This window comes from Acidovorax soli (assembly GCF_014207955.1).
In the GTDB taxonomy this organism is placed as follows: Bacteria; Pseudomonadota; Gammaproteobacteria; order Burkholderiales; family Burkholderiaceae_C; genus Acidovorax; species Acidovorax soli_A.
Genome location: NZ_JACHLK010000002.1, coordinates 551,477 through 574,606 on the forward strand (window position 1 = coordinate 551,477; position 23,130 = coordinate 574,606).

General features: G+C 66.3%; 23 protein-coding genes. 11 read left to right on the forward strand and 12 right to left on the reverse strand.

What is annotated here, in order from left to right; genetic code table 11:
* Window positions 1-101: 101 nt before the first annotated feature.
* From HNP48_RS07005 to HNP48_RS07015, 3 genes are all read right to left on the reverse strand, one after another.
* The gene (locus HNP48_RS07005) at window positions 102-731 is read right to left on the reverse strand and encodes an HAD family hydrolase (RefSeq protein WP_184856166.1); all 630 of its coding nucleotides are present in this window, start codon (window positions 729-731) and stop codon (window positions 102-104) included.
* 108 nt (window positions 732-839) lie between these two features.
* Window positions 840-1,640: a metallophosphoesterase gene (locus HNP48_RS07010; RefSeq protein ID WP_184856167.1), complete on the reverse strand. Its 801-nt coding sequence runs from the start codon at window positions 1,638-1,640 to the stop codon at window positions 840-842.
* Between the two features lie 545 nt (window positions 1,641-2,185).
* Window positions 2,186-2,566, reverse strand: a complete 381-nt coding sequence (locus tag HNP48_RS07015) for a hypothetical protein (protein ID WP_184856168.1) — start codon at window positions 2,564-2,566, stop codon at window positions 2,186-2,188.
* A gap of 1 nt (window position 2,567) precedes the next feature.
* On the opposite strand from HNP48_RS07015, the gene HNP48_RS35305 reads away from it, so the two are divergent.
* A complete protein-coding gene (locus tag HNP48_RS35305; protein WP_260420124.1) occupies window positions 2,568-2,699 on the forward strand; it encodes a hypothetical protein in 132 nt (43 codons plus the stop codon).
* 196 nt (window positions 2,700-2,895) lie between these two features.
* Complete coding sequence (locus HNP48_RS07020; RefSeq protein WP_260420156.1) at window positions 2,896-3,114, forward strand: helix-turn-helix transcriptional regulator; 219 nt, start codon at window positions 2,896-2,898, stop codon at window positions 3,112-3,114.
* Here the strand turns inward: HNP48_RS07020 and HNP48_RS07025 are convergent.
* Window positions 3,086-3,547: a hypothetical protein gene (locus tag HNP48_RS07025; protein ID WP_184856170.1), complete on the reverse strand. Its 462-nt coding sequence runs from the start codon at window positions 3,545-3,547 to the stop codon at window positions 3,086-3,088. The two genes, HNP48_RS07020 and HNP48_RS07025, sit on opposite strands and share 29 nt — an antisense overlap.
* Window positions 3,548-3,756: 209 nt before the next feature.
* Here HNP48_RS07025 and HNP48_RS07030 point away from each other — a divergent pair, with 209 nt between their 5' ends.
* The 4 genes from HNP48_RS07030 to HNP48_RS07045 all read left to right on the forward strand — a co-directional run bounded on the left by HNP48_RS07030 (window position 3,757) and on the right by HNP48_RS07045 (window position 6,243).
* Window positions 3,757-4,167 (forward strand): helix-turn-helix domain-containing protein, encoded by a 411-nt coding sequence (locus tag HNP48_RS07030; RefSeq protein ID WP_260420125.1) that lies wholly within the window; start codon window positions 3,757-3,759, stop codon window positions 4,165-4,167.
* 163 nt (window positions 4,168-4,330) lie between these two features.
* Window positions 4,331-5,263, forward strand: coding sequence for a tyrosine-type recombinase/integrase (locus HNP48_RS07035; RefSeq protein WP_184856172.1), 933 nt, complete (start codon window positions 4,331-4,333; stop codon window positions 5,261-5,263).
* A gap of 33 nt (window positions 5,264-5,296) precedes the next feature.
* Window positions 5,297-5,701, forward strand: coding sequence for a nucleotidyltransferase domain-containing protein (locus HNP48_RS07040; RefSeq protein ID WP_184856173.1), 405 nt, complete (start codon window positions 5,297-5,299; stop codon window positions 5,699-5,701).
* A gap of 68 nt (window positions 5,702-5,769) precedes the next feature.
* Entirely contained in the window at window positions 5,770-6,243 is a 474-nt protein-coding gene (locus HNP48_RS07045; RefSeq protein ID WP_184856174.1) for a hypothetical protein, read from the forward strand.
* A gap of 41 nt (window positions 6,244-6,284) precedes the next feature.
* Here the strand turns inward: HNP48_RS07045 and HNP48_RS07050 are convergent, their stop codons facing one another.
* From HNP48_RS07050 to HNP48_RS07060, 3 genes are all read right to left on the reverse strand, one after another.
* The gene (locus tag HNP48_RS07050; RefSeq protein ID WP_260420126.1) at window positions 6,285-6,617 is read right to left on the reverse strand and encodes a pentapeptide repeat-containing protein; all 333 of its coding nucleotides are present in this window, start codon (window positions 6,615-6,617) and stop codon (window positions 6,285-6,287) included.
* Between the two features lie 143 nt (window positions 6,618-6,760).
* Window positions 6,761-7,102: an SMR family transporter gene (locus tag HNP48_RS07055; protein WP_184856175.1), complete on the reverse strand. Its 342-nt coding sequence runs from the start codon at window positions 7,100-7,102 to the stop codon at window positions 6,761-6,763.
* Window positions 7,103-7,104: 2 nt separating this feature from the next.
* Entirely contained in the window at window positions 7,105-7,680 is a 576-nt protein-coding gene (locus HNP48_RS07060; RefSeq protein WP_184856176.1) for a TetR family transcriptional regulator, read from the reverse strand.
* Window positions 7,681-7,818: 138 nt separating this feature from the next.
* Between HNP48_RS07060 and HNP48_RS07065 the strand changes: the two genes are divergently transcribed.
* Window positions 7,819-8,310, forward strand: coding sequence for a hypothetical protein (locus HNP48_RS07065; RefSeq protein WP_184856177.1), 492 nt, complete (start codon window positions 7,819-7,821; stop codon window positions 8,308-8,310).
* A 106-nt stretch (window positions 8,311-8,416) separates the two neighbouring features.
* On the opposite strand, the gene hrpA is transcribed toward HNP48_RS07065, so the two are convergent.
* Window positions 8,417-12,490 (reverse strand): ATP-dependent RNA helicase HrpA, encoded by a 4,074-nt coding sequence (gene hrpA, locus HNP48_RS07070; RefSeq protein WP_184856178.1) that lies wholly within the window; start codon window positions 12,488-12,490, stop codon window positions 8,417-8,419.
* A gap of 189 nt (window positions 12,491-12,679) precedes the next feature.
* Between hrpA and HNP48_RS07075 the strand changes: the two genes are divergently transcribed.
* The 4 genes from HNP48_RS07075 to argA all read left to right on the forward strand — a co-directional run bounded on the left by HNP48_RS07075 (window position 12,680) and on the right by argA (window position 18,624).
* Entirely contained in the window at window positions 12,680-14,545 is a 1,866-nt protein-coding gene (locus tag HNP48_RS07075) for a serine hydrolase (protein ID WP_184856179.1), read from the forward strand.
* Between the two features lie 313 nt (window positions 14,546-14,858).
* Window positions 14,859-15,104, forward strand: coding sequence for a hypothetical protein (locus HNP48_RS07080; protein WP_184856180.1), 246 nt, complete (start codon window positions 14,859-14,861; stop codon window positions 15,102-15,104).
* A 12-nt stretch (window positions 15,105-15,116) separates the two neighbouring features.
* Window positions 15,117-17,189 (forward strand): AAA family ATPase, encoded by a 2,073-nt coding sequence (locus tag HNP48_RS07085; protein ID WP_184856181.1) that lies wholly within the window; start codon window positions 15,117-15,119, stop codon window positions 17,187-17,189.
* 88 nt (window positions 17,190-17,277) lie between these two features.
* Entirely contained in the window at window positions 17,278-18,624 is a 1,347-nt protein-coding gene (argA, locus tag HNP48_RS07090; protein ID WP_184856182.1) for an amino-acid N-acetyltransferase, read from the forward strand.
* A 51-nt stretch (window positions 18,625-18,675) separates the two neighbouring features.
* Here the strand turns inward: argA and HNP48_RS07095 are convergent, their stop codons facing one another.
* The 4 genes from HNP48_RS07095 to HNP48_RS07110 all read right to left on the reverse strand — a co-directional run bounded on the left by HNP48_RS07095 (window position 18,676) and on the right by HNP48_RS07110 (window position 23,114).
* Complete coding sequence (locus HNP48_RS07095) at window positions 18,676-19,545, reverse strand: MurR/RpiR family transcriptional regulator (protein ID WP_184856183.1); 870 nt, start codon at window positions 19,543-19,545, stop codon at window positions 18,676-18,678.
* A gap of 122 nt (window positions 19,546-19,667) precedes the next feature.
* Window positions 19,668-21,254, reverse strand: coding sequence for an ABC transporter substrate-binding protein (locus HNP48_RS07100; protein WP_184856184.1), 1,587 nt, complete (start codon window positions 21,252-21,254; stop codon window positions 19,668-19,670).
* Between the two features lie 45 nt (window positions 21,255-21,299).
* Window positions 21,300-22,505, reverse strand: coding sequence for an amidohydrolase (locus tag HNP48_RS07105; RefSeq protein WP_184856185.1), 1,206 nt, complete (start codon window positions 22,503-22,505; stop codon window positions 21,300-21,302).
* A gap of 273 nt (window positions 22,506-22,778) precedes the next feature.
* Entirely contained in the window at window positions 22,779-23,114 is a 336-nt protein-coding gene (locus tag HNP48_RS07110) for a hypothetical protein (RefSeq protein WP_184856186.1), read from the reverse strand.
* Window positions 23,115-23,130 lie beyond the last annotated feature (16 nt).

The following is a 23,130-nucleotide window of genomic DNA, read 5'->3' on the forward strand; positions in this document are numbered from 1 at the left end:
GTCGTCAATATGAAGAACCAGGCGGCTCCAAGGGACCAGGGAGATGGATCCAGACGAAGATTTCGGACGTCTTTCCTGGCGCTCTGGTATGCCGCGAGGTTCTACACCGGCTGCGTCCGCAGTGAACACCCAGGGCCGCGCGTCCACTCGCTGAATGCCCACAAATCTGCGTGTGAGGAATGGACCAGATCGAGCTCCGGCCCGACGTTCGGTGTCCCATTGGGACCGCGGCAAATCAGTGCTCGATGGACGGCCGGAGCGATCCCACGAAAATACGGCAGGAAGTCATCTACAAACGCCACTGGCGCAAGGCGCTCGATGGCCTCAGCCTTCGGGCTTCGCTCCCCTGCTGCGACTCCTGTGGCGATCACGCGCTCGATCGGAAACCCCGCATCCCGCAGATTCCTCAGGCGCGCCGCTTCAAACTGCTGGGCCAGAGCTGAGACGCAGACCAGTTCGTAGCCCGCATCGTAGAGCACATGGCTGGCTTCGACAGCCCGCTCCAGTGGTGGCACGCAAGACCAGAACTGCTCATCCATGCAGGCCCGCAACGCCGCCAGGCGATCCCCCTGCAGAAACTCGACCGCCCAGCGGTGATGCGGAAAGTACGCGTCCTTGTCCCGCTCGACGGGCCGCTGGCCAAACGCGCGCTCCCAGACCGAGGCATAAGCCAGGCCATAGTCGAGCAGCACCCCATCCGCATCCAGGGCGATGATTGGCTTGGTGCTCATGTCGATGATCCTCCAGCAAGATCTCATTGCAATTGCGCTCGTGGGGCCGGCGAGCATGCCATCGGTAGGTGACCACCCGCGTGCTTGCAGACGCGTCGCAGTCTCTGCTCAGCCCACATCCACACAGAAATCCACCCGGAACTCCGAATTCTGCATGCCACCCCCTCGGCGCCTGTAGCCTCTGGGGTTGGTGACGATCCGAGTCCCCCGCACCTGATAGTCCTGGCTCTCATGGACGTGCCCATGGATCCAGGTGCCGGCCTTTCCCATCAGCGCTTCCAGGTCGCTGGCGTAGCAAGGTGACAGCGGGTGGGCTTCAAACCCCTGCGGGATTGATCGCGGATGCGGTGCATGGTGGGTGACCACCACCGTGTTCTCTGGATCACCCAGGCCCAGTTGCTCCTGCAGCCACTGCCGGCTCGCGTCATGCCGGCGCCCGGCCATTGCCGGCACCAGGCGGTGCTTGCGTTCGTGCCAGTACATCTCCGCCGGCCGGGTGATCTTGATCCGCGGGTAGTCGCTCATGCGATGGCGCGCGGTGTTCATCGCCATCAGCTTCTCGTCGGCGCCGTGCAGCGCATAGTCCGTCCAGAGCGTGCACCCCAGGAACCGAACCTCCCCGATCACGACGGCATCGTTCTCCAGGTAGTGGACCTGGTAGTCACTGGCGAGCTTGCGCATCACGTCAATGTGCTTGTCCCAATGCTGGCTGTAGAACTCGTGGTTGCCGTCCACGTAGATGACGGGCTTTCCCGGGAAGGTCTCGCGTGCCCAGCGCAGCCCGCCCGTGCCCTCGGTGGTGTCGCCGGCCAGCACCACCACGTCGACGGTCTGGAGGAAGTGCGGGTCCAGCCGCGGCCTGAAGGGAGCCAGGTCCAGATGCAGGTCCGAGTACACGAGCAGTTTCATGGATGCTCCGTTGAAGGCGTTGCGCGGACTCATGGCCAACAGCGGCGAGGCTTCTTGCGCGCCCTGACCATCGGCGCGAAGCCTGCGCGCTGAATGCGTGCGGAAACCAGTCTCCCTTTCAGCAGCCTCCCTGGTTCGGTCGTGATCACGAACTGTGGTGGCTCGTCCCCGTCAGCGCTACTCCTGGCCAGCGAGAAGTACACGCGAGCGCCCACCGTCCACCCCATCCCAGGCGGCAAGGGAATGCGATTGCGACTGTCGATGTGCACTCTGCGCTCGGGCTCGAATCGCTTACTGACGGATTGGGGGTTTAAAGGCATAGCAATCCTTGGATGACATCCCAGCCCACATTGACAACATGGGTGATTTCGGAGGGAGCCAGCACGTCTCGGTGCAGGTGACCGTGGTAGAGCCGGCGAAACGAGTGGTTTACGCTCACCGGGCATCGCAGCGTGCACATAGGGCCGGGATCGCTCCGTGGCCAGGGTGCGCTGAAATAGGTTCGTGCGTCGTTGAAATCCATAGTGCGTGGCAAGGAAACGGAACTATTGCCAGGGCGGCAGCAGCTCGCCGCCATGGGCTGGCCACGAGCCGACAGATACCGCGTCCCAGACGACATCGCTCACGTCAGCCGAAATCGTCCCGATGGCAAGCTGGCCACGCAGTTCCATCAACATCCGCAGGTCCTCGTCTTCTTCGGGAGATGCTGCCAGGTGATAGTTGCGACCCGATCCCGTCTTGACCATTGCGCTCGCAAGATCGATGGCAGCCAATGCCGAAGTAACTCTGAGTGTCATGGGCCCCAGCATCGCGACGATGTGCAGCGTCCCGGTTCCACGTCGAAGGATTCGCCAATGATCCAGTTGGACCTCGGGCTGGACTTGAAGATCGGGGGCGGGACGCTCATTGAGAAATTGAATCTGCACGATGCAGGACCTTGTTTTTGATCAAAAGAGCGAACAGGATGAGGGCCTCGTTTGCGATGAATCGCTGCAGTGCGATCCAGGCCTGCATGTCCAGATCGAGGATCAGTCCAAGGCTGAGAAGACACTGGCATGAGGACTCCGCGGCAGCCGTCCGGAAGTGGAAATCATCAGATTTCCATTGAAATGCGACTAGTTAGACGTGGTCTTTTTAGTCGCCATCGGCGGAAATCGAGTGAATGCCAACTCGAAAGTCAGATCCGCCAAAAGCTGCCGTCGGTCGCGCGCTCAAGGAGCTGCGCACCGCTCGCGGCTTCACGCAGGAGGATCTGATGTCGTCGATCAGCCGACGGCACGTTGGACGTCTTGAGCAGGGCGAACAACTTCCCAGCATTGGCATGGTGGAACACCTCGCTGAAGGCCTGCAGGTCCATCCAATGACTCTCCTGGCGGTTGCATATGCACGCCGATTCGATGCAGCATCGGTTGAAAAAGTGCTGAAGTCGGTGAGAGCCGACCTCTCTACACTGCTGCCCGAGGACGCGTCCTAGACTTCTTTGCCCGCTGTGGGTGGCTTGCTTCGTCCATGATGGCTTCGATGCCTGTCAACATAGTCAGCGACTCTTCGTCGTTCGGACGATTGAGCAGCCTGTTCACGATCTCTCGGTCTGCAGCCACGCTCAAGACCATCATCACTTCGCGCAGCTGCTGCATGCTGCCTTCAAATAGCTCGCCATTTGCTGGGGGAGAGGGATGGCTCTTTGCCATCAGCAGCAATGCCATGGCGATCGCAGCATTGGGTGTGCCATCAGGTCCTTGCGTGCCTTCGCCCCACAACATGGCCCGAAGCTGATCGGAAACGCAGACCAACTGGCTGTCGCTGAGGCTCTTCGGAAGGATTGCGCTCCAGCCCCCGGCGTCAAGAATGCCTGCAAGGTCCATCTCACTGAAATGGCCAATCTGTTCTCTGTCTAACTGCAACATGCTCTTCAAATAATTGTGGGACTAGTTGGTCCCATTTGGGACTGAGCGTGCGAAGATAGCTGAACTTTCTCCGCGCAAATGCCGTTTGAAACCGGCCATGTGCAAATGGAAAGTTCCCGGTTGCCTTGCATTGACATATGCGCAACCGAAGCGTTGTCTTGAACCTTTTTTGCCACCCGCCCTTGACGAGTCGATTGGATCTTTCCCGCTTGGTTGAACTCGACAGCCAGCTTCGCGAACTGGCGAAGCAGCAAGGTGCAGGCACGCCCAGGAGCGGCTGGGTGAAGACGGTGCGCCTGGCGCTCGGGATGAACTCGGCGACTCTAGGCCGTCGCATCGGCATCTCTCCGCAGGGGGTCCGGAGACTGGAGCAGTCGGAAGCGGAAGGCTCGATTTCCCTCAACACACTGGCCAAGATTGCCGATGGATTGAACTGCGACGTACGGTACGTTCTGGTCCCCAGGATCAGCCTGGTCGATCAAGTGATGGCGCGGGCCACGGAGCACTCCAAAGGCGCGGGTTCGATGGGAGCTGGCAGCACCCCGATGAACATTGACGGCCAATCGTTGGTTGTGCTCGCATCGCTTCTTTCGCGCATCGACAAACGCGCGTTTTGGTAGCTGGCGTGACCTGCTGCTGAAGAGGAGTGCAGTACGCCGGCAGGACAGGCCCACAAGACAGCCCGCGGGTTGTGGCGCGGGCGGCTTGAACGCCTATAGTGGCTGCAGTCGGCGCTGTTCCTCGTGAAATGCGGTTGCGGGGCCGAGTCCAAAAGGAGGCGTGGTGGGGGAACTGGATGACTATCTGCAGGCTGCCGACCGTGAAACCACGGTTCGGAGCTACGCAGCTGCGATCAAGCACTTCGAGCAGGACTGGAAAGGCCTGCTGCCGGCCACCAGCGATACCGTCGCTCGCTACCTCGTGGCCTACGCGAGCACGCACAAGGTCAGCACCTTGAGGCAAAGGCTGGCGGCGCTCGCGCGCTGGCATGCAGAACAGGGCTTTGCGGACCCGACCAAGACACCGCTGGTGCGAAAGGTGCTCAGGGGCATCGTGGCAAAGCACCCGTCCAAACAGAAACAGGCGCGCCCCCTTGAACTCGACCAGCTACAGAAGATTTCCGAATGGCTGCAGGCCGCTCAGCGCGCCGCACGCGAACGAGGCGATGAAGCGGCGTTGCTGCAGCTGACGCGCAACAGGTCCATCGTGCTGTTTGGGTTTTGGCGCGCATTTCGATCCGACGAGATCGTCAATATGCGCGTGGAGAACGTGACAGCCATTGCCGGCAAGGGTCTGACCTGCAGGCTGGATCGCAGCAAGGCGGATCGCGCGATGGAGGGCCGCACTTTCCATTGCCCGGCACTATCCAGGCTGTGCCCAGTGGACGCCTATCTGGAATGGATCGCGGTCAGCGGCCGTCTGGCCGGCCCGGTGTACTGCGGCATCGACCAGTGGGGCCACATGTCCGATCGACCCATGCACCCCACCAGCCTGATTCCCTTGCTGCGCAAGATGTTCCATGACGCCGGCGTCGAGTCTGCTGAAGGCTATTCGAGCCATTCGCTGCGGCGCGGATTTGCGGGATGGGCACGCGCCAGCGGGTGGGATATCAAGGAGATGATGGAGTACGTTGGATGGCGCGACATGGAGTCGGCGCTGAGGTACCTGGATGCCCCGACCGCCGGACTGCAGGAGCGCTTCGAAAGCGGGCTCTGACATCGCTTGGACAACACCCAACCCGAGGCATGCATGCAGCCCATTCTTGCCCCTCACGTGCGCACCTTCGTCGACTGCCTGACGGATCTGCCGGTACAGCCTTCATCTGTGTGGCTGATCGGTTCGCAGGCCAGTGGCCGAGCCCAGGCAGGCTCCGACACAGATCTGCTCGTGTTCGGCCCGCCCGGGTTGATCGACGCGATCCGGGCGACACTTTCTCAGCCACACGGGATCGACTGCATGGTGCTTGTAAACGGCGACGACTTCGAGGACCCCTGGCAGGAAAAAGGCGGCTCCCTTTCCCGCTGGCGTTGGGCCTTGAAGTCAGCCACCGAAGCCCAGTACGAAGGGAACAAATTCATCGCAGATGAGCCTGGTGGATCGCTCGGCCAATTTGAGACGCGGCAAGAGAGAGCCATCCGCATCTGGTCCAGTTGAAGGCGAGCGGCATGCGAGTCTTCCCACCTGAAGTCAGGCAGGCCCGTCGACCGACATCGCTAGCACCCATGGCAACGAGCTGGATCAATCGGGCGCCACTGGGCCATCAAACAGGAGAGAAGATGCTTCTTGTGTATGTGGATACCGGTGGAATGCTCAAGGAAGTCGCAGCCTTGGAGGCTGCTGGCCTTCTGAAAACGCACTACTTCCCCTTCGAGCAGCGAAATCGCCGGGTCAAGGCCTTCGTGCCTGGCTCGGGCGCTTCCTGGAAGCAAAGCAATCTGAGTTGGAAAGAGGCCCCTGGAACTTGGAACGACTACAAGCCCTCGGCGCTGTTTGAACCGCTACGCAAGTTGCTGGGCGCCAAGGTCGATGCGCAGCACCTTGATTCCGGGGTCAAGGCCGGTTGCTCAGTTTTCCTCACGAGCGACAAGACGGACATTTGGTCCAAGCGCGATGCAATACAGGCGCTCGCCAACATCCGCGTCCTCCATATGCCTTCCGAGTTGGCGACACTGAGGCAGCTAGCAAACCAAGGGTAAACCCGGATCTGCTAACGGAATAATTTGCACGGGAAACGAGATCACCCCAGATCGCAGCGGTACCAGCGCGCATCGGTCAGTTCGGCCAGCTGAAAGTTGGCCAGGCCGGCGCGGCAACCAAGCCAGCGGCTGTCGACCAGGGTCGATTTCTCGAACGAGGCCCCGGCCAGGGTGCAATCGGTGAACTGCGCGCCGCGCAGCTCCAGCCGCGACAGGTCCGCCCCTTCGAAATCGCACTGCTCGAAATGCAGCGGGCCCGGCCCGCGCTCCAGCAGCGCCAGCACATCGTCCCGCGACAGGGTCTGGCCGGTGATGGGGGCCGCCGCGGGCGCTGCTGCGGCAGCAGACGAAGAACAGGCGTAGGAAGCGGTCATGGCAGCAAGCAAAATCAGGAAGATAGAGTGCGCGGGCTCATACGGATTCGCATTCGACCGTATAACTAGGCGGGAAGCCGCAGACAGTGCTTCAGCACGGCAAGGCGAACCAACGACGTTAGACGGTTGAAGGCGAATCCGTATCAGTGGCCCACGCTCTTGGAGAACAGGTTCACGACCAGCACGCCGGCAATGATCAGGCCCAGGCCGATCACGGCCGGCAGGTCCAGCTTCTGGCCGAAGGCCAGCCAGCCCACGACCGAGATCAGCACGATGCCCACGCCCGACCAGATGGCATAGGCAATGCCGACCGGCAGGGTCCTGAGCGTGAGCGACAGCAGGTAGAACGACAGGCCGTAGGTCACGACCGTGATGGCGCTCGGCCCCAGGCGGGTGAAGCCGTCGGAGGCCTTGAGCGCCGAGGTGCCGATCACCTCGGAGACGATGGCGACGCCGAGCAAGGCGTAGGCGGTGGTCAGGTTCATGGCTAGGTGGCTCCATCGCAAAGGTTCAACAAAGTCTGCAGCACGCGGGTTCTGCGTGCCTCATCCATGGGGTACACATCCAGCATCTGGCTGAACCAGTAGCCGTCGGCCGCCATGCGGCAGGCCAGCAGGCGGTCGGCCATGCGCAGGTCGTCGCCATCGTGGGCCAGGGCTTTTTGCATCTCGGCGCTCCAGCGCTCGCGCGCGGCCGGCAGGGTCAGCGCCAGCAGGCCGATGGCGCGCTGTGCCTCCACGCGGTTGCAATCGCTGAAGCCATCGAAGGCAGTGCGGATGTAGGCACGGGCATGCCGGCCGGGGCGGCCCTCCTCTTCGAGCGCCAGGGCGCGCGCGTAGCCTTGCAGGAATTCTTCGAACAGCTGGTCATTCAGCGCATCGAGCAGGGCCTGCTTGCTGCGAAAGTGGTGCTGCAGGCCGCCCTTGGTCACGCCCGCGCGGGTCGACACGGCATCGAGCGTGACCGCGTGCGGCCCCTGCTCGACCAGCAGCGTGCGCACCACGGCCAGCAGTTGGCTGCGCACGAGTTCGGGGTGCTTCTGGCGGCGGTGGGCTTCGGTCACGGCGATAAACAAACCATCTGGATGGATTGTTTATTGTAGCGCCAATGGCCCTGCTGTGCACAATGCCCTTGCCCAAAGCCGGTCTGGGGCGGTACAAGCCAGATTCCGCCCCGCGCGTCCACCCCAGCTCTCGCACCCATGGCAGATCCCTCTCGACAGTGGCTGATCGACGCCTTGCACACATGCTTGCTGCCCGCGCTGGAGGGCCAGGGCTTTGTGCCGCACCCGCTGGCCGGCGAGGATGCCCGCAGCCCCGAGATCCGCACCAGCTTTCCCCTCGGCCAGTCGCGCCGAGCGCGCGAGGGTGGCCATGACCTGGTGGAAATCCAGCTCGACCGCCGCCGCCCGGCCTTTCGGCTGAACCTGGGCGTGGCGCCCGATGCCGGTATCCTGCACGCTGCGGGTCCGGTGGCACGGGACCAGATCTGGGTGCACTACCTGCCCCGGTACTTCGAGCTGTACCAGCACCCGCTGTTCAGGCGGTGGTTCGCCATCGGCCGCTGGTCGCGCGCTTCCGCCAAGGTAGAGGACTACGCCGCGCTGGTGGACCGGGCCGTGGCCCTGCTGCCCGAGATCGACCAGACGCTGGCGGTTGGCAAGCCCGGCCAGCATGTGCGGGCCGTGGGCTGACTATACGGATTTGCCTTTAACCGCATAGCGTCGTTGGTTCGCCTTGCCGTGCTACAGCACTGTCTGCGGCTTCCCGCCTAGCTATGCGATCAAATGCCAATCCGTATCAGCTGTTGACCTGCGCCCAGAGCTTTTCCAGGCGCTTCACGCTCACCGGCTGCGGCGTGCGCAGCTCCTGCGCGAAGAAGCTCACGCGCAGTTCCTCCAGCAGCCAGCGCAGCTCCTGCATGCGGCCGTCCACCTGGCCCTTGCGCTCGGCCACCAGGCGCCAGTAGCGCTGCTCCTGCGGGCGCAGCTCGGCCAGCTTGGCGGCGTCGCGCGCGGGGTCGGCGCGGTATTTGTCCAGGCGCAGGGTGATGGCCTTGAGGTAGCGCGCGTAGTGGGCCAGTTGCGCCCAGGGCGCCACGGCGATGAAGTTCTTGGGCATCAGCCGGGCCAGTTGCTGCTGGGCGTCCTGCGTGGCCTCGGGGGCATTCTTGGTGTCCTTGATCTTGCGCGCGGCGGCCGCGAACTCGATCAGGATGGTGCCCGCCAGGCGTGCCACCTCGTTGGCGATCAAAGTCAGGCGGCCCCTGCCCTCTTCCATCCGGCGCTTGAAGGCGAACTCGTCGGTGGGCAGCGGGTCGAGCAGGAAGGCGCGGTCCAGCGCCACGTCGATGATCTGGTTGCGCAGCTCCTCCTGCGTGCCACCGCCCGTGCCGTCGGCATTGCGGCCCACCTGCATGTAGGCCACGGCCATCTTCTGCAGGTCGGGGATGTTTTTCTCCAGGTACTTGAGCGCGTCCTTGATCTGCAGCGCAAACAGGCGGCGCAGACCCGCGCGGTGCTTGGCCGCAGCGACCTCGGGTTCGTCGAAAACCTCGATGGTCACGGCGTCGCCGCCGTCGATCAGCGCCGGAAAGCCGATCAGCGTCTGCCCGGCCTTCTTGATCTCCATCAGCTCAGGCAGCTCGCCAAAGGTCCAGGCCGTGTAGCGCTGGCCGGCCGGGGCCGCGGGCTTGGCAGGGGCGGCCGCCGGTGCTTTCGTCGCAGCGGCTGCCTTGCCTGGCGCGGGCGCCGCAGGGGCTGGTGCCGGTGGGGTGGGCGCACCAGCGGCCAGCTTGAGCCCGGCCAGCGCCTGGAAGGCACCGCGCGCCTTGGCACCCCACTCGGCCTTAAGGGCGCCCAGGTTGCGGCCATGGCCGAGCTGGCGGCCATGCTCGTCCACCACGCGGAAGTTCATGAACAGGTGGGGGCTGAGCATGTCGAGCTTGAAGTCGGCGCGCTTCACGTCCAGCGAGGTCTCGTCGCGCACCTGCTTGAGCAGCACGTCGGTCAGCCCGCCCTGGCCGAAGCGCTCGGGCGCGCCCAGCAGTTCGGCCAGACGCGCGGCGTTCTCGGGCAGCGGCACGAAGCGGCTGCGTGGGCGCTGGTGCAGGCTTTTGAGCAGGGCCTGTATCTTGTCCTTGAGCATGCCGGGTACCAGCCACTCGCAGCGCTCCTCGTTCACCTGGTTGAGAACGAACAGTGGAATCGTCACGGTGATGCCGTCACGCGCATCGCCGGGCTCGTGCAGGTACGTGGCCGCGCAGTCGACCCCGCCCAGGCGCACGGTCTTGGGAAAGGCGTTGCTGGTGATGCCCGCCGCCTCGTGGCGCATGAGCTCCTCACGCGTGAGCTTGAGCAGGTCGGGCTGCTGGCGCGAGGCTTCGCGGTACCAGGCCTCGAAGCCGTGGCCACTGCACACATCGGGCGGCAGTTGCTGGTCGTAGAAGGCGTAGATCAGCTCGTCGTCCACCAGCACGTCCTGGCGGCGCGACTTGTGCTCCAGCTCCTCGACCTTGGCGATGAGCTTCTGGTTGGCCGCCAGAAACGGCAGCTTGCTCTCCCAGTTTCCGCCCACCAGGGCCTCGCGGATGAAGATCTCGCGCGCGGCATGCGGATCGATCTTGCCGAAGTTGATGCGCCGGCCGCTGTAGATGACGATGCCGTAGAGCGTGGCGCGCTCCAGCGCCGTGACCTCGGCCGACTTCTTTTCCCAGTGCGGGTCGAGCAACTGCTTCTTGAGCAGGTGGCCGCCCACCTGCTCCAGCCACTGCGGCTCGATGGCGGCAATGCCCCGGCCGAACAGGCGTGTGGTCTCCACCAGTTCGGCCGCCACGATCCAGCGGCCGGGCTTCTTGGACAGGTGGGCCCCCGGGTGCTTGTAGAACTTGATGCCACGCGCGCCCAGGTACCAGTCTTCCTCTTCGCCCTTGGCGCCGATGTTGCCGAGCAGGCCGGCCAGCATGGACAAATGCAGTTGCTCGTAGCTCGCGGGCTGGGTGTTGATGGCCCACTTGTGCTCGGTCACCACGGTGAGCAGCTGGGTGTGGATGTCGCGCCACTCGCGCAACCGGCGGATGCTGATGAAGTTCTGGCGCAGCAACTGCTCGTACTGGCGGTTGCTCAGCTTGTGCGTGGGCGCTGTGGCCGCGGCCACGGCGGGCGCGGGCGCCGCTGCAGCCACCGAGCGTTGCGCCACGGGCAGAAAGGCCTGCGACGGCGCGCGCTGGTTGGCCATGGCCTTCTGCGCGCGGGCCGACGGCAGGCTGGGTGCCCCGCCCCGTGCTTCGTTGATCCATTTCCACAGCTTGAGGTAGCCGCTGAACTCGCTCTTCTCGTCGTCGAACTTGGCATGCGCCTGGTCGGCCTGCTGCTGTGCCTCCATGGGGCGGTCGCGCACGTCCTGCACGCTCAGGGCACTGGCGATGATGAGCACCTCGTCCAGCGCCTTGCGGTCGCGCGCCTCCAAAATCATGCGGCCCACGCGCGGGTCCAGCGGCAGGCGCGACAGCTCCACCCCCATGGGCGTGAGCTCGTTGGCATCGTCCACCGCACCCAGCTCGCCCAGCAGCTGGTAGCCGTCGGCAATGGCGCGGCCCGAGGGCGCCTCGATGAAGGGGAACTGCACCACGTCGCCCAGGTGCAGCGACTTCATGCGCAGGATGACGCCGGCCAGCGAGCTGCGCAGGATTTCCGGATCGGTGAAACGCGGGCGGGCATTGAAATCCGCCTCGTCGTACAGGCGGATGCAGATGCCATTGGCCACACGGCCGCAGCGGCCCGCGCGCTGGTTGGCGGCGGCCTGGCTGATGGGCTCGACCAGCAGTTGCTCCACCTTGCTGCGAAAGCTGTAGCGCTTGACCCGGGCCGTGCCCGCATCGATCACGTAGCGGATGCCCGGCACCGTGAGCGAGGTCTCGGCCACGTTGGTGGCCAGCACCAGGCGCCGGCCGGTGTGGCCGTCGAAGATGCGGTCCTGCTCGGCCTGCGACAGGCGTGCGAACAGGGGCAGCACCTCGGCGCTGCGCATTACCGGGTGGTGCGACAGGTGCTTGCGCAGGTGGTCGGCGGCTTCGCGGATCTCGCGCTCGCCGGGCAGAAAGATCAGGATGTCGCCCGAGGCATTGCCCTGCCAGAGCTCGTCCACCCCGTCGGCGATGGCTTCGTTGAGGCCATGGTCGCGCGTCTCCTCGAACGGCCGCCACCGCTGCTCCACCGGAAAGGTGCGGCCCGATACATAAATGATCGGCGCAGGGCCCTTGGCCGACTCGAAATGCTTGGCAAACCGATCCGCATCGATGGTGGCCGAGGTCACCACCACCTTGAGGTCCGGCCGGCGCGGCAGTATCTGGCGGATGTAGCCCAAGAGGAAGTCGATGTTCAGGCTGCGTTCGTGCGCCTCGTCGATGATGATGGTGTCGTAGGCCTTGAGCAGCGGGTCGGTCTGCGTCTCGGCCAGCAAGATGCCGTCGGTCATCAGCTTGACCGAGGCGTCGCGCGAGAGCCGGTCCTGGAAGCGCACCTTGAAGCCGACCACGTCGCCCAGCGGCGTCTCCAGCTCCTCGGCGATGCGCTTGGCCACGCTGCTGGCCGCGATGCGGCGCGGCTGGGTGTGGCCGATCAGCTGGCCCTTCTGGCCGGCGGGCGCATTGCACTTGCCCCGGCCCAGGGCCAGCGCGATCTTGGGCAGCTGCGTGGTCTTGCCCGAGCCAGTCTCGCCGCAGACGATGACCACCTGGTGCTGGCGCATGGCCTGCATGATCTCGTCGCGCTTGCCCGACACGGGCAGAGATTCGGGGAACGTGATGCGCAGCGGCGCTGCGCGCGGGGCGGCAGGCGGGGAAACGGCAGAAATGGGAGGCGTGGAGTCGGTCATGAAGGCCTGCATTATCCGAGGCCTGCGTTGGCCTGGTGCAACACCGGCCATGGGCGGCGACCCCATGGCCCGCCGCGGCAAAAAAAAGCCACCCCTGCCGCCCCCCGGCAAGGGCCGGAAGGGGTGATTTTCAGGATGTAATCACCCCCGGCCATTTCTTCACGCCGCGCGCAGCCAAGAACACCCCGAATGCCTTTGCAGCCCCCTGCTCCCACGCCGCTCCTGGACCCGCAGCCCCCCCGCCCATCGCGCCGCGACTGGCTGGCCTGGGCCGGCACGGCGGCCGTGGCCCCCTGGTTGCCCGGCTGCGGCGGCAGCGGTGCCCCCGCGCCCAACCTGGATGCCACCATGGCCTGGGGCCGCCGCCAGATCCGCCAGGCCATGCAGGCCAGCGAAACCCGGGCTGCCTCGATTGCGTTGATGTACGGCGACCGCATCGTCTGGCAGGAGGCCTTCGGGGTGCTGCGCGAGTCGCCGGCCACCCCTGCCACGCCGGAGACGCGCTTCAACGTCGGCTCGGTCAGCAAGGTGGTCGCGGCCCTGGCCGTCATGATCCTGGTGGACCGCCAGCTGGTGCAGCTCGATGCCCCGGTGGTGCGCTACCTGCCGCAGTTCAGCATGCTTTCGTCGGGTTACCGCGACATCACGGTGCGCCACCTGCTGAGCCACGCCTCGGGCCTGCCCGGTACCTACCTGCGCAACATGTTCGCCTTTGCCCCCCTGCCCGGGTATGCGGCCGGGCTGGAGGCCGCGTTGGCCGACATGCATCTCAAGCACGCCCCCGGCGCCATGGCGGTCTACTGCAACGATGGCTTCACGCTCATCGAGCGCATCGTGCAGGCGGTCACGGGCCAGAGCTATACCGCCTTCGTGCAGTCTGCCATCCTCACCCCGCTGAGCATGGGCCGCTCGGGCTTCACGCTGCAGCCCCTGGCCGAAGGCAGCTTCGCGCCGGGCTACATCGGCCAGGCCCGGCAGGGCCAGGAATTCGTGATGGGCTATGCCACGAGCGGGCTGTGCACCACGCCGGGCGACATGATGCGCCTGGCCGCCCTGCTGATCCAGGGCGGGGAACAGGATGGCCAGCGCATCGTGTCCAAGGCCGGCGTGCTGGAGATGGGCAGCGACCAGAACCCGGCCATGCGCATCAACCTCACGCCCGACTGGCACTGGGGCCTGGGCTGGGACAGCACCCAGCACCCGGGCCTGGGCCCCGCCGGCGTGCGGGCCTGGCAAAAGAGCGGCAGCACGGTGTTCTGCGCCAGCGACTTCTATGTGCTGCCCCAGGCCGGCATGGCCTTGCTGCTCACGGGCAACGCACCGGGCTTTCGCCCCGGCCCCATCGCCGAGGGCATTCTGCTGCGGGCCTTGCAGGAGATCGGCCAGCTGCAGGCCCTGCCATCCAAGGTGAGCACCACCGTGCCCTCGGTGGCCACCACCTCCACCACCGATGTCGATGCCCTGCTCGGCATCTATGGGCGGGCGACCAAGCCGCTGAAGGTGGCCTCGCCCGACAGCCAGCAGATCGACCTCCTGGTGTGGTCCGCCACGCTCAAGGGCTGGGAGCCGCTGTGCGAAGGGCTGCGCCTGCGCAGCGATGGCTGGTGGTGGTCCGATGCCAGGCCCGGCACGCACTACCGCTGGGAAGAAGCCGATGGCCGCCGCTACCTGCTGTCGCGCGAGCCGGCCCGCGCCGGGCACTACTGGGTCACCACGCCCATGGCGCAGCAGATGCCGCGTGCCGCCGCCCCGCTGCCCGCCGCCTGGGCCGACCGCCTGGACAGCACCTGGATCCAGGCCAACGAGGCGCCGGAGTCCATCCTGCTGGCGACCGGCAGCATGGCCACCGCCACGCTGAAGGAATTGCCCGAGCTGCGCGGCTACCTGTTCTGGGACGACCGGCAGTTTCTGCTGCCCCTGTCGGCAGACCGTGCGGGCATGGCCGTGCGGGTGCCCCTGCAGGAAGGCCGCGACCTGGTCGAGCTGGTCGTGCGCACCCAGGACCAGCAGGAGTGGCTGCACGCGGCGGGCTGGGTCTACCGCCAGGGCGACTGATTGAACGGGGCGCACCGCACTGTTCCTTTCACGCGACAGTCCGTCGCTCCCGCTTGCCACGCGCTGCGCACCTCGCCACAATCGCGTCTTCTTTCAGCCATCACGGCCCTGTCGGCCGCCGCTGAAAGCACCCACTGGAGGTCACCGCTATGTTTGTTCCCTTGTTCGCTCCTGCCTGACCACAGTCCACCGCCCCGGCTGGACTGTGCATTCACGAGTCCAGCCACGGCAAACAAGCGCTCTTTCGCACCCAGTGCGGCGCTCCACAAGCCCTGGCTACATCGCCGGGGTTTTTTGTTGGTGGAACGCACACATGAGTGCCCAAAAATTGTCCCGAGCCTACGCCCAGGGTGAAATCAAGAAGCTGCGCCGCATGAAGCAGCCCCTGGTACTGAAGCTCGAATCCTCGGGCCCGCCCCGAAACCCTGTGGCCACCGCGCTGGCCCAGCGCAGCCTGTCCAGTGCGGCAGGCAAGCACATACGCAGCCGCGGGGCCCAGCGCCGCGCGGACAACGTCGCCCTGCGCAAGGCGATCCAAGGCAAGCTGCAAAGCGATTGATCGATTGACGATATGAACCCCTTTTCCAACGACGTGCCGCCGCAACTGCGGCACACCCTGCACCCCACCGCGGCCCTGGCTGCGGGCGGGGTGCCCACCACCGCACCGCATGCGGCGCCGGCCCCGGTGCACGCCCACGGCGGAGCCTCCACCGGCGCGGCGAGCGCAGCGGACCTGGGCGCACGCCAGCAGGCGCTGGCCCAGGCGGCGGCGCAGCTCAAGGCCGAGCTCGTGGGCATCGACGACGTGATCGACCGCGTCATCGATGCCGTGCGCGCCTGGTACGTGCTGCCCCAGCTCATCAGCCGCCCGGTCATCGTCTGCCTCTGGGGCCTGACCGGCACCGGCAAGACCCAGCTCACGCGGCGCCTGGCGCAGCTGCTGGGCTACTACGACCGCTTCGTGGAAGTGCAGATGGACGGCTTCAGCCATGGCGCCAGCTACCGCAGTTCCACCATCTCGGGCATGCTGGGCGATTCGGGCATCACCGAGGGGGCGCCCGGCATCCTGGTGCTCGACGAGTTCCAGCGCTTTCGCACCATGGACCGCAAGGGAGAGGACGTGAAGGTCGAGCGCTACCAGGACGTCTGGACCCTGCTCTCGGACGGGCGCCTGCCGCCCGCGCTGAGCGCGCTGTCCAACATCGAGCGCAAGCTGGCCGACGCGCACTACGAAGCCGAGCGCGCAGAAGACGGCGACGATGACCGCGCGGGCAAGGCGCCCTACCGCTTCCAGCTCGACGCCTGGGACGCGCAGGAACTCAAGCGCATGCTCAAGCTGCAGGAGCCGCTGGCCGAGATCATGCAGTGGCCGCCGGCCAAGGTGCAGGCGCTGTTCACGCGCTTCCAGCAGTCGCACCACTCCTGGGAGACCGACTACAGCAAGCTGCTGGTCTTCGTCTGCGGCAACCTCGACGAGATGTACCACGAGACCGCCCAGCGCGTGGAAGACTGCGACACCGACGCCGATATCTTCCACCGCCTCACGAGCAAGCTCTCGCTGATCGACGTGAAGAAGGCCCTGGGCGAACGCTTCAAACCCGAGCAGATCGCGCGCCTGGGCAACGGGCATGTGATCTACCCCTCGTTCAGCAAGGCCACCTACGAGCAGCTCATCCGCAACCTGTGCGCGCGCTACGTGGACGACATCGCCGCCCAGTGCGGCGTGCGCTTCGCCATCGGGCAGGACGTGCTCGACGAGCTGTATGCCAACGCGGTCTTTCCGGCGCAGGGCACGCGGCCGCTGTTCTCGTCGGTGCACGCCATCATGAGCGCCAACCTGGTCAACGCCGCACTGTGGGTGCTGCAGGAGCAACTGCCGCTGTCGCAGGAGTTCCCCATCCACCTGGCGCCCGGCAAACGCCACCTGCTGGTGCGGGGCCAGGGGCCGCAGGGGCCTTGCGAGACCACCTTCCCGGTGGTGCTGGAGCTCAACCGGCTCAAGCAGCGCGCCAATGCGGACTTCCGCGCCCTGCTGGCGGTGCACGAAGCCGGCCACGGCCTGGCGTACTGCGTGCTGTTCGGCCATGCGCCGCAGGAGGTGAAGATCAACATCGCCTCCTTCGAGGGCGGCTACAACAGCTTCTCCAGCCTCAAGGCCACCACGCGGCAGAACGTGCTGGACATGATGTGCGTGGGCCTGGCCGGCCGCGTGGCCGAGGAGCTGGTCTTTGGCGAAATGGCCTGCACCACGGGCGCCGAGCAGGACTACAAGCAGGTGACGGCCGATGCCGCGCGCTACATCCGCAACCACGGCTTTGGCGCCCGGCTGGCGCGCACCGATGTCACGGTGGAGATGGACAACCATGTCAACACCGACGTGGGGCCGAGCAACGATGCCATCGAGGCGCTGATGCAGCAGCAGTACCGCCGCGCCCAGGAGCTGCTGCAGACCCACCGCGAGGCCCTGGGCCGCACGGTGGACGCGCTCTTGCGCCAGGGCACCATCGCCCCCGTGGAGATGGTGGCCCTGCTGGCAGACTGCGGCATTGCCCTGGCGCCCCCGGCACCAGGCGGTTTGCCCGACGAAGGCTTGGTGCTGGAGCCGTTTGCCGCCAAACTGGGGGCGTTCCGCAAGGGCGTGTGATGCGCCCTGCAGCATGGGGCGGGGTACGCCCTTATGATGCGCGCCTGCCAATATTCTTATTACACCGCTCGCCCCACCCTTCGCAGCCATGTCCGCCGTCTTCAATTTCACCTTCGTGCCCTGGTTCCGCTCGGTGGCGCCCTATATCCACAAGTTCCGCAACCAGACCTTTGTGATCGGGCTGACGGGCGAAGGGATCGCCGCGGGCAAGCTGCACAGCATTGCGCAGGATTTGGCGCTGATCCAGGCCATGGGCGTGAAGATCGTGCTGGTGCACGGTTTTCGCCCCCAGGTGAACGAGCAGCTGGCGGCCAAGGGCCATGCGGCCAGGTACTCGCACGGCATCCGCATCACCGACTCGGTGGCGCTCGACTGCGCGCAGGAGGCCGCGGGCCAGCTGCGCTACGAGATCGAGGCCGCCTTCAGCCAGGGCCTGCCCAACACGCCCATGGCCGGCGCCACGGTGCGCGTGATCTCGGGCAACTTCCTCACGGCGCGGCCCGTGGGCATCATGGACGGGGTGGACTTCCAGCACTCGGGCCTGGTGCGCAAGGTGGACGTGGCCGGCATCCAGCGCACGCTGGACATGGGCGCGCTGGTGCTGCTCTCGCCGTTCGGCTTCTCGCCCACGGGCGAGGCCTTCAACCTGAGCATGGAAGAAGTGGCCACCAGCGTGGCCATCGAGCTGCGCGCCGACAAGCTGATCTTTTTGACCGAGGTGCCCGGCATCCGCATGCAGCCCGGCGAGCCCGAGAGCGAAGACAACCCCATCGACACCGAGCTGCCGCTGGCGGCCGCACAGGCCCTGCTGGCCACGCTGCCGGTGGCGCAGAACCCCACCGACACGGGCTTTTACCTGCAGCACTGCGTGAAGGCCTGCAAGGCCGGCGTGGAGCGCAGCCACATCCTGCCCTTTGCGGTGGATGGCTCGCTGCTGTTGGAGGTCTACGTGCACGACGGCATCGGCACCATGGTGATCGATGAAAAGCTCGAAGAACTGCGCGAAGCCACCATCGACGACGTGGGCGGCATCCTGCAACTGATCGAACCGTTCGAGAAGGACGGCACCCTGGTCAAGCGCGACCGCACCGAGATCGAGCGCGACATCGCCGCCTACACCATCATCGAGCACGACGGCGTGATCTTTGGCTGCGCCGCGCTCTACCCCTACCCTGAGGCCAAGACGGCCGAGATGGCCGCTGTCACCGTGTCGCCGCAAAGCCAGGGCACGGGCGATGGCGAAAAACTGCTCAAGCGCATCGAGCAGCGCGCGCGCGCCGCGGGGCTGGAGAGCATCTTCGTGCTCACCACGCGCACCATGCACTGGTTCATCAAGCGCGGCTTCCAGCCGGTGGACCCCGACTGGCTGCCCGATGCGCGCAAGCGCAAGTACAACTGGGACCGCAAGAGCCAGGTGCTGGTCAAGAAGCTCTGACCATCACGACGGATGGCTGCCAGCGCCTGCTGCACAAGCGCTGGGTTTTCTTCAGGGACGGGGGCGGCGCGGCAGCGCGTCGGTGTGGAACCGCGAGGCACCCAGCGCCAGCTCCAGCAGTTCCTCGCGCGAGCGTGGGCTCTGTGCGGCAATCAGCGCGCACAGGCCTTCGAGCAGGCCGAGCACGCCCATGCCACCGGCCGGCAGCACCGCGTGCTGCGACGGTGCCAGCAGCACATGGTGGGCGTGGGGCGCCACGGGGGATGCGGGGCTGTCCGTGATGGCCACCACCCACACGCCCCGCTCGCGGGCCAGGGCGCACAGCTCGACCGTGAGCGTCGAGTACCGGGGCAGCGAAATGGCCAGCAGCATGTCGCCTTGCTGCAGCGCCAGCACCCGGCGCTGCGCCTCGCCCGCCCCGCCCAGGCCGCTGATGGCATCGACCCCGCCCCGGAACAGGCTGGCATAGCTCACGAAGTAACTCGCCAGATAGGCACTGACATCGCTGCCCAGCACGCCCACGCGTGGCGCCTGCGCGAGCAGTTGCGCCACCTGCTGCGGTGTGTCGGCATGGAGCAGCGCGGCAGCCGAGCGCAGTTGCTCCACCCCGTCTTCCAACGCCGCCTGCAGGCGCTGCGCCGGCTGCGTGGCCTGGGTGCGCTGCTGCTGCAGCTTGTCGACCGGGGGCGCGGCACCGTGCAGCACCTGCTGCCAGTCCTTGCGCAAGGCGCTGTAGCCCGGGTAGCCCAGCGCCCGGGCGTAGCGGTTCATCGTGGCCACGGACACATCGCAGCGCTCCGCCATCGCATCGATGGCCAGCGTGGCTGCCTCGAAGGGGTGCGCAAGCATGTGGTCGGCCACCTGGCGCTGCTGTGCAGTCAGGTCGGCATAACGGGATTGCAGGTGGCGGGCAGCGTTCACGGGCGGAGGTTCGAAGCGATGTCGACCGATGTTATGTCAGTTGCGCATGGCGCTGGGCCCCCCACGGGGCACGAAACCGGCGCTGTCCCTGCCAGGGCGAATCCGCACAGGGGTGGCCGGTCTCATTTCATCAGGATGTAGCGCAGCGGCACGCTGTTGTCGGGCGGCTGCACCAGGTCCATCGCCCGCCGGGCGCCCCAGGCGAGGTTCTGGGTGTGCAAAGGCAGCAGGGGAAGCTCGGCGTTCACCAGCGTCAATGCCGTGCGCATCAGGGCCTGCCGCCTGGCAGGGTCGGCTTCCACGCCGATCTGCTGGGTCAGCTCGTCGAGCCTGGGGTTGGAGTAGCTGCCCAGATTGAAGCGCCCCTGGCCGTCCTTGCCGGGCGTGTTGAGCAAGGCCCACAGCGTGTTGTGGGCGTCGTTGCTGGCGGGCTGCCAGCCCAGCAGAAAGGCCGAGACCTCGCGCTTGAGCGCCTTGGGCAGGTACAGCGACTTGGTTTCCGCAGACAGCGTGGTCTTGACGCCCACCTTGGTCCACATGGAGGAGACCGCCTGGCAGATCTCGGCATCGTTGACATAGCGATCCGTGGGGCAATGCAGGCCCAGTTCGAAGCCCTCGGGGTAGCCCGCCTCGGCCAGCAGCTTGCGCGCGGCGGCAGGGTCGTAGGGCAGGCGCTTGTCCAGGTCGGCCTCGTGGCCGCGCACCCCGGGGGCCAGCGGCAGCCCGGCCGGCAGGGCCGAGCCGCGCATCACCTTGCTGCGGATGGTTTCGATGTCGATGGCCTGGTAGAGCGCGCGCCGCACCCTCAGGTCCTTGAGCGGGTTCTTGCCCTTGACGCTGGAGAACAGCAGCTCATCGCGCCCCACGTCCAGGCCCAGGTACATGGTGCGCAGCTCTGGCGACTGCAGAACCTTGAGCTTGGGGTCGGACTGGAGGCGCTGGATGTCCTGCAAGGGCACGGGCTCCATCAGGTCGACCTCGCCCGACACCAGGGCCGCCACCCGCGTGGCATCGTTGGCGATGGGCGTGAACACCACCTCGTCCAGGTTGTGCTCCTTCTGCCCCCACCAGGTGGGGCTGGCCTTGAGCACCGTGCGCACACCGGGCTGGCGCGACACCAGCATGAAGGGACCGGTGCCATTGGCATGGAGGCTGGCGAAGTTCTCCTTGCCCTTGCGCACGTCGGTGGGCACAGCGGACTGGTTCTTCTCGGACCAGGCCTTGCCCATGATCAGCCAGCCCGAGATCAGGTCCGGCAGGGTCGGGAACGGGTCCCGGGTCACCATCTCGATGGTGTGGGCGTCGATCTTGCGCATCTCCTTGAGCGGCGCCACGTAGAGCTTGGTGTCGGAGGGCTCCGAGCGCGTGCGCTCGTAGCTGAAGAGCACGTCGTCGGCGGTGAACGGCGTGCCGTCCTGAAAGCGCACGCCCCGGCGCAGGTGGAAGCGCCAGACGGTGGGCGCCGTCTGCTCCCACTGTGTGGCCAGCATGGGGATGAGCTGGAAGTCGCGCCCGCGCCCCACCAGCGGCTCGTAGATGTTGGCCAGAAAGCTCAGCTGGAAGGACTCCTGCATGGAATGCGGGTCCATGGACATGGCGTCCCCCTGGTCGGCGAAACGCAGGGTGGCGGCGGTGGCCCAGGGGGCCAGCGCAGCAAGGGCCAGGGTTGCGGCCAGGCGGCGCAGCGTGGGGGGGCGAACGGGGTTCATGGGTCTTGTCTCCTGGTGGTTTTTTCTTGATGAGGGGTCAGGCCGTTACAGCGGCAGGGCTTCCAGCGCCAGGCTGGCCAGCAGGCTGGCGCCCAGCGGCAGGATGGCGTCGTTGAACTCGTAGTGCGGGTTGTGCAGGGTGCGGCCCTGCTCCGCCCCGCCCTGGCCCACGCGCAGGTAGGCGCCGGGGCGCTGCTCCAGCATGCAGGCGAAGTCCTCGGATGCCGTGGAGGGCATGGGCTGGGTGATCACCTGCGCCGCCCCCACGAGCCCGGCGGCCACCGTGGCGGCAAAGCGCGCCTCGCGCTCGGTGCTCACGGTGGGCGGAAACAGGCGGGAGTAGTCCAGTTCGGCGCGCGAGCCGTGCGCCTGGGCCGTGGCCTGGGCCACTTCGGCGATGCGCCGCTCGATCAGGCTGCGCACGGGCTCGGAGAAGGTGCGCACAGTGCCGCCGATCTCCACCGTATCCGGAATCACGTTGCGCGCCAGCATGTCTCCGCCCTGGATGGCACACAGGCTGAGCACGGCGTTCTCCATCGGCGGCACGTTGCGGGGCACGATGTGGTGCAGGGCCGAAACGACGTGGGCCGCCGCCAGCACCGGGTCGGCGGCCAGATGCGGATGCGCGCCGTGCCCGCCCCGGCCGGTGATGCGCAGGGTGAACATGTCGGCCGACGACAGGCAGGCGCCGGGCGCCACGGCCACCGTGCCCACGGGCAGCACGGGCGAGTTGTGCAGCGCATAGATCTCGTCGGCCGGAAAACGCTCGAACAGGCCGTCGGCCAGCATGGCCTGCGCCCCACCGCGCCCTTCTTCGGCGGGCTGGAAGATCAGGAAGACCGTGCCGTTGAACCGGCGGTGGTGCGCCAGGTAGCGGGCCGCGCCCAGCAGCATTGCGGTGTGGCCGTCATGGCCGCAGGCGTGCATGACGCCAGGGCGCTGGGATGCATGGCCAAAGGTGTTGAGCTCGCACAGGGCCAGCGCATCCATGTCGGCACGCAGGCCCACGCTGCGGCCACTGGCCGTGCTTTGCCCCTCGATGACCCCCACGACCCCCGTGCGGCCCACGCCCTCGTGGACCTGGACGCCCAGCAGGCGCAGCTCGGTGGCGACCCGCTGGGCGGTGCGGACTTCTTCAAAGCCCAGCTCGGGCCAGGCGTGAAAGTCCCGGCGCAACTGCGTCAGGTGCCCATGTGAGGGAAGGACGTCCCGCAGGACCGGATGTTCGGAGGTGGTGGGTTCGTATGCCATATGAATGAAAATTTATATGGCAATTTAATCATCAAAGTAAATTTATGTACATAAATTTTCACAGCCCGGTCACAGAGCCATTCCGTGCAAGACCGTCCCACCCGCCTCCACCCACCAGCGCTGCGGCCACGCCCCTGCCTGCCAGAGCGCACATCGCTCAGCATCCGCTGGATCGCGTCCGCAAGCGCCTGCGGGGTGTCGGGAGCCTGGGCCGGGCCCTCCGGCGCACAACCGCCCGTGCTATCGCGAAGCGAAGCGAGTGGCTTGCGTGGGTCAGGAGTCGGTTCTGGGCGCATCCAGCTGGTGCCCGATGCGCGGCGCCAGGTGCTGCCGCACATGCTCGGCAATGGCCGCTGTGGCGTCGCCGCCCAGCTCGCCCACCATCTGGCGCGTGACGGCGTAGTGCATGGCCAGCAGGCCGCGCAGCTTCTTGAAGGCGGCCGGGTTGTCATGGCCGGCCACAAAGCCGTCGTTGGACAGCACGCGCTCGGCCACCCCGGGCGCGGCCAGCGGCACCTGGCAGACGATGGCCATCTGGTCGACCTCCAGGTCGATCTCCTGCAGCAGCTCCTCCCAGTGGGAGGCGGTGAATCGCTCTTCGTGGTCCATGCGGTGGTCTCCGGTA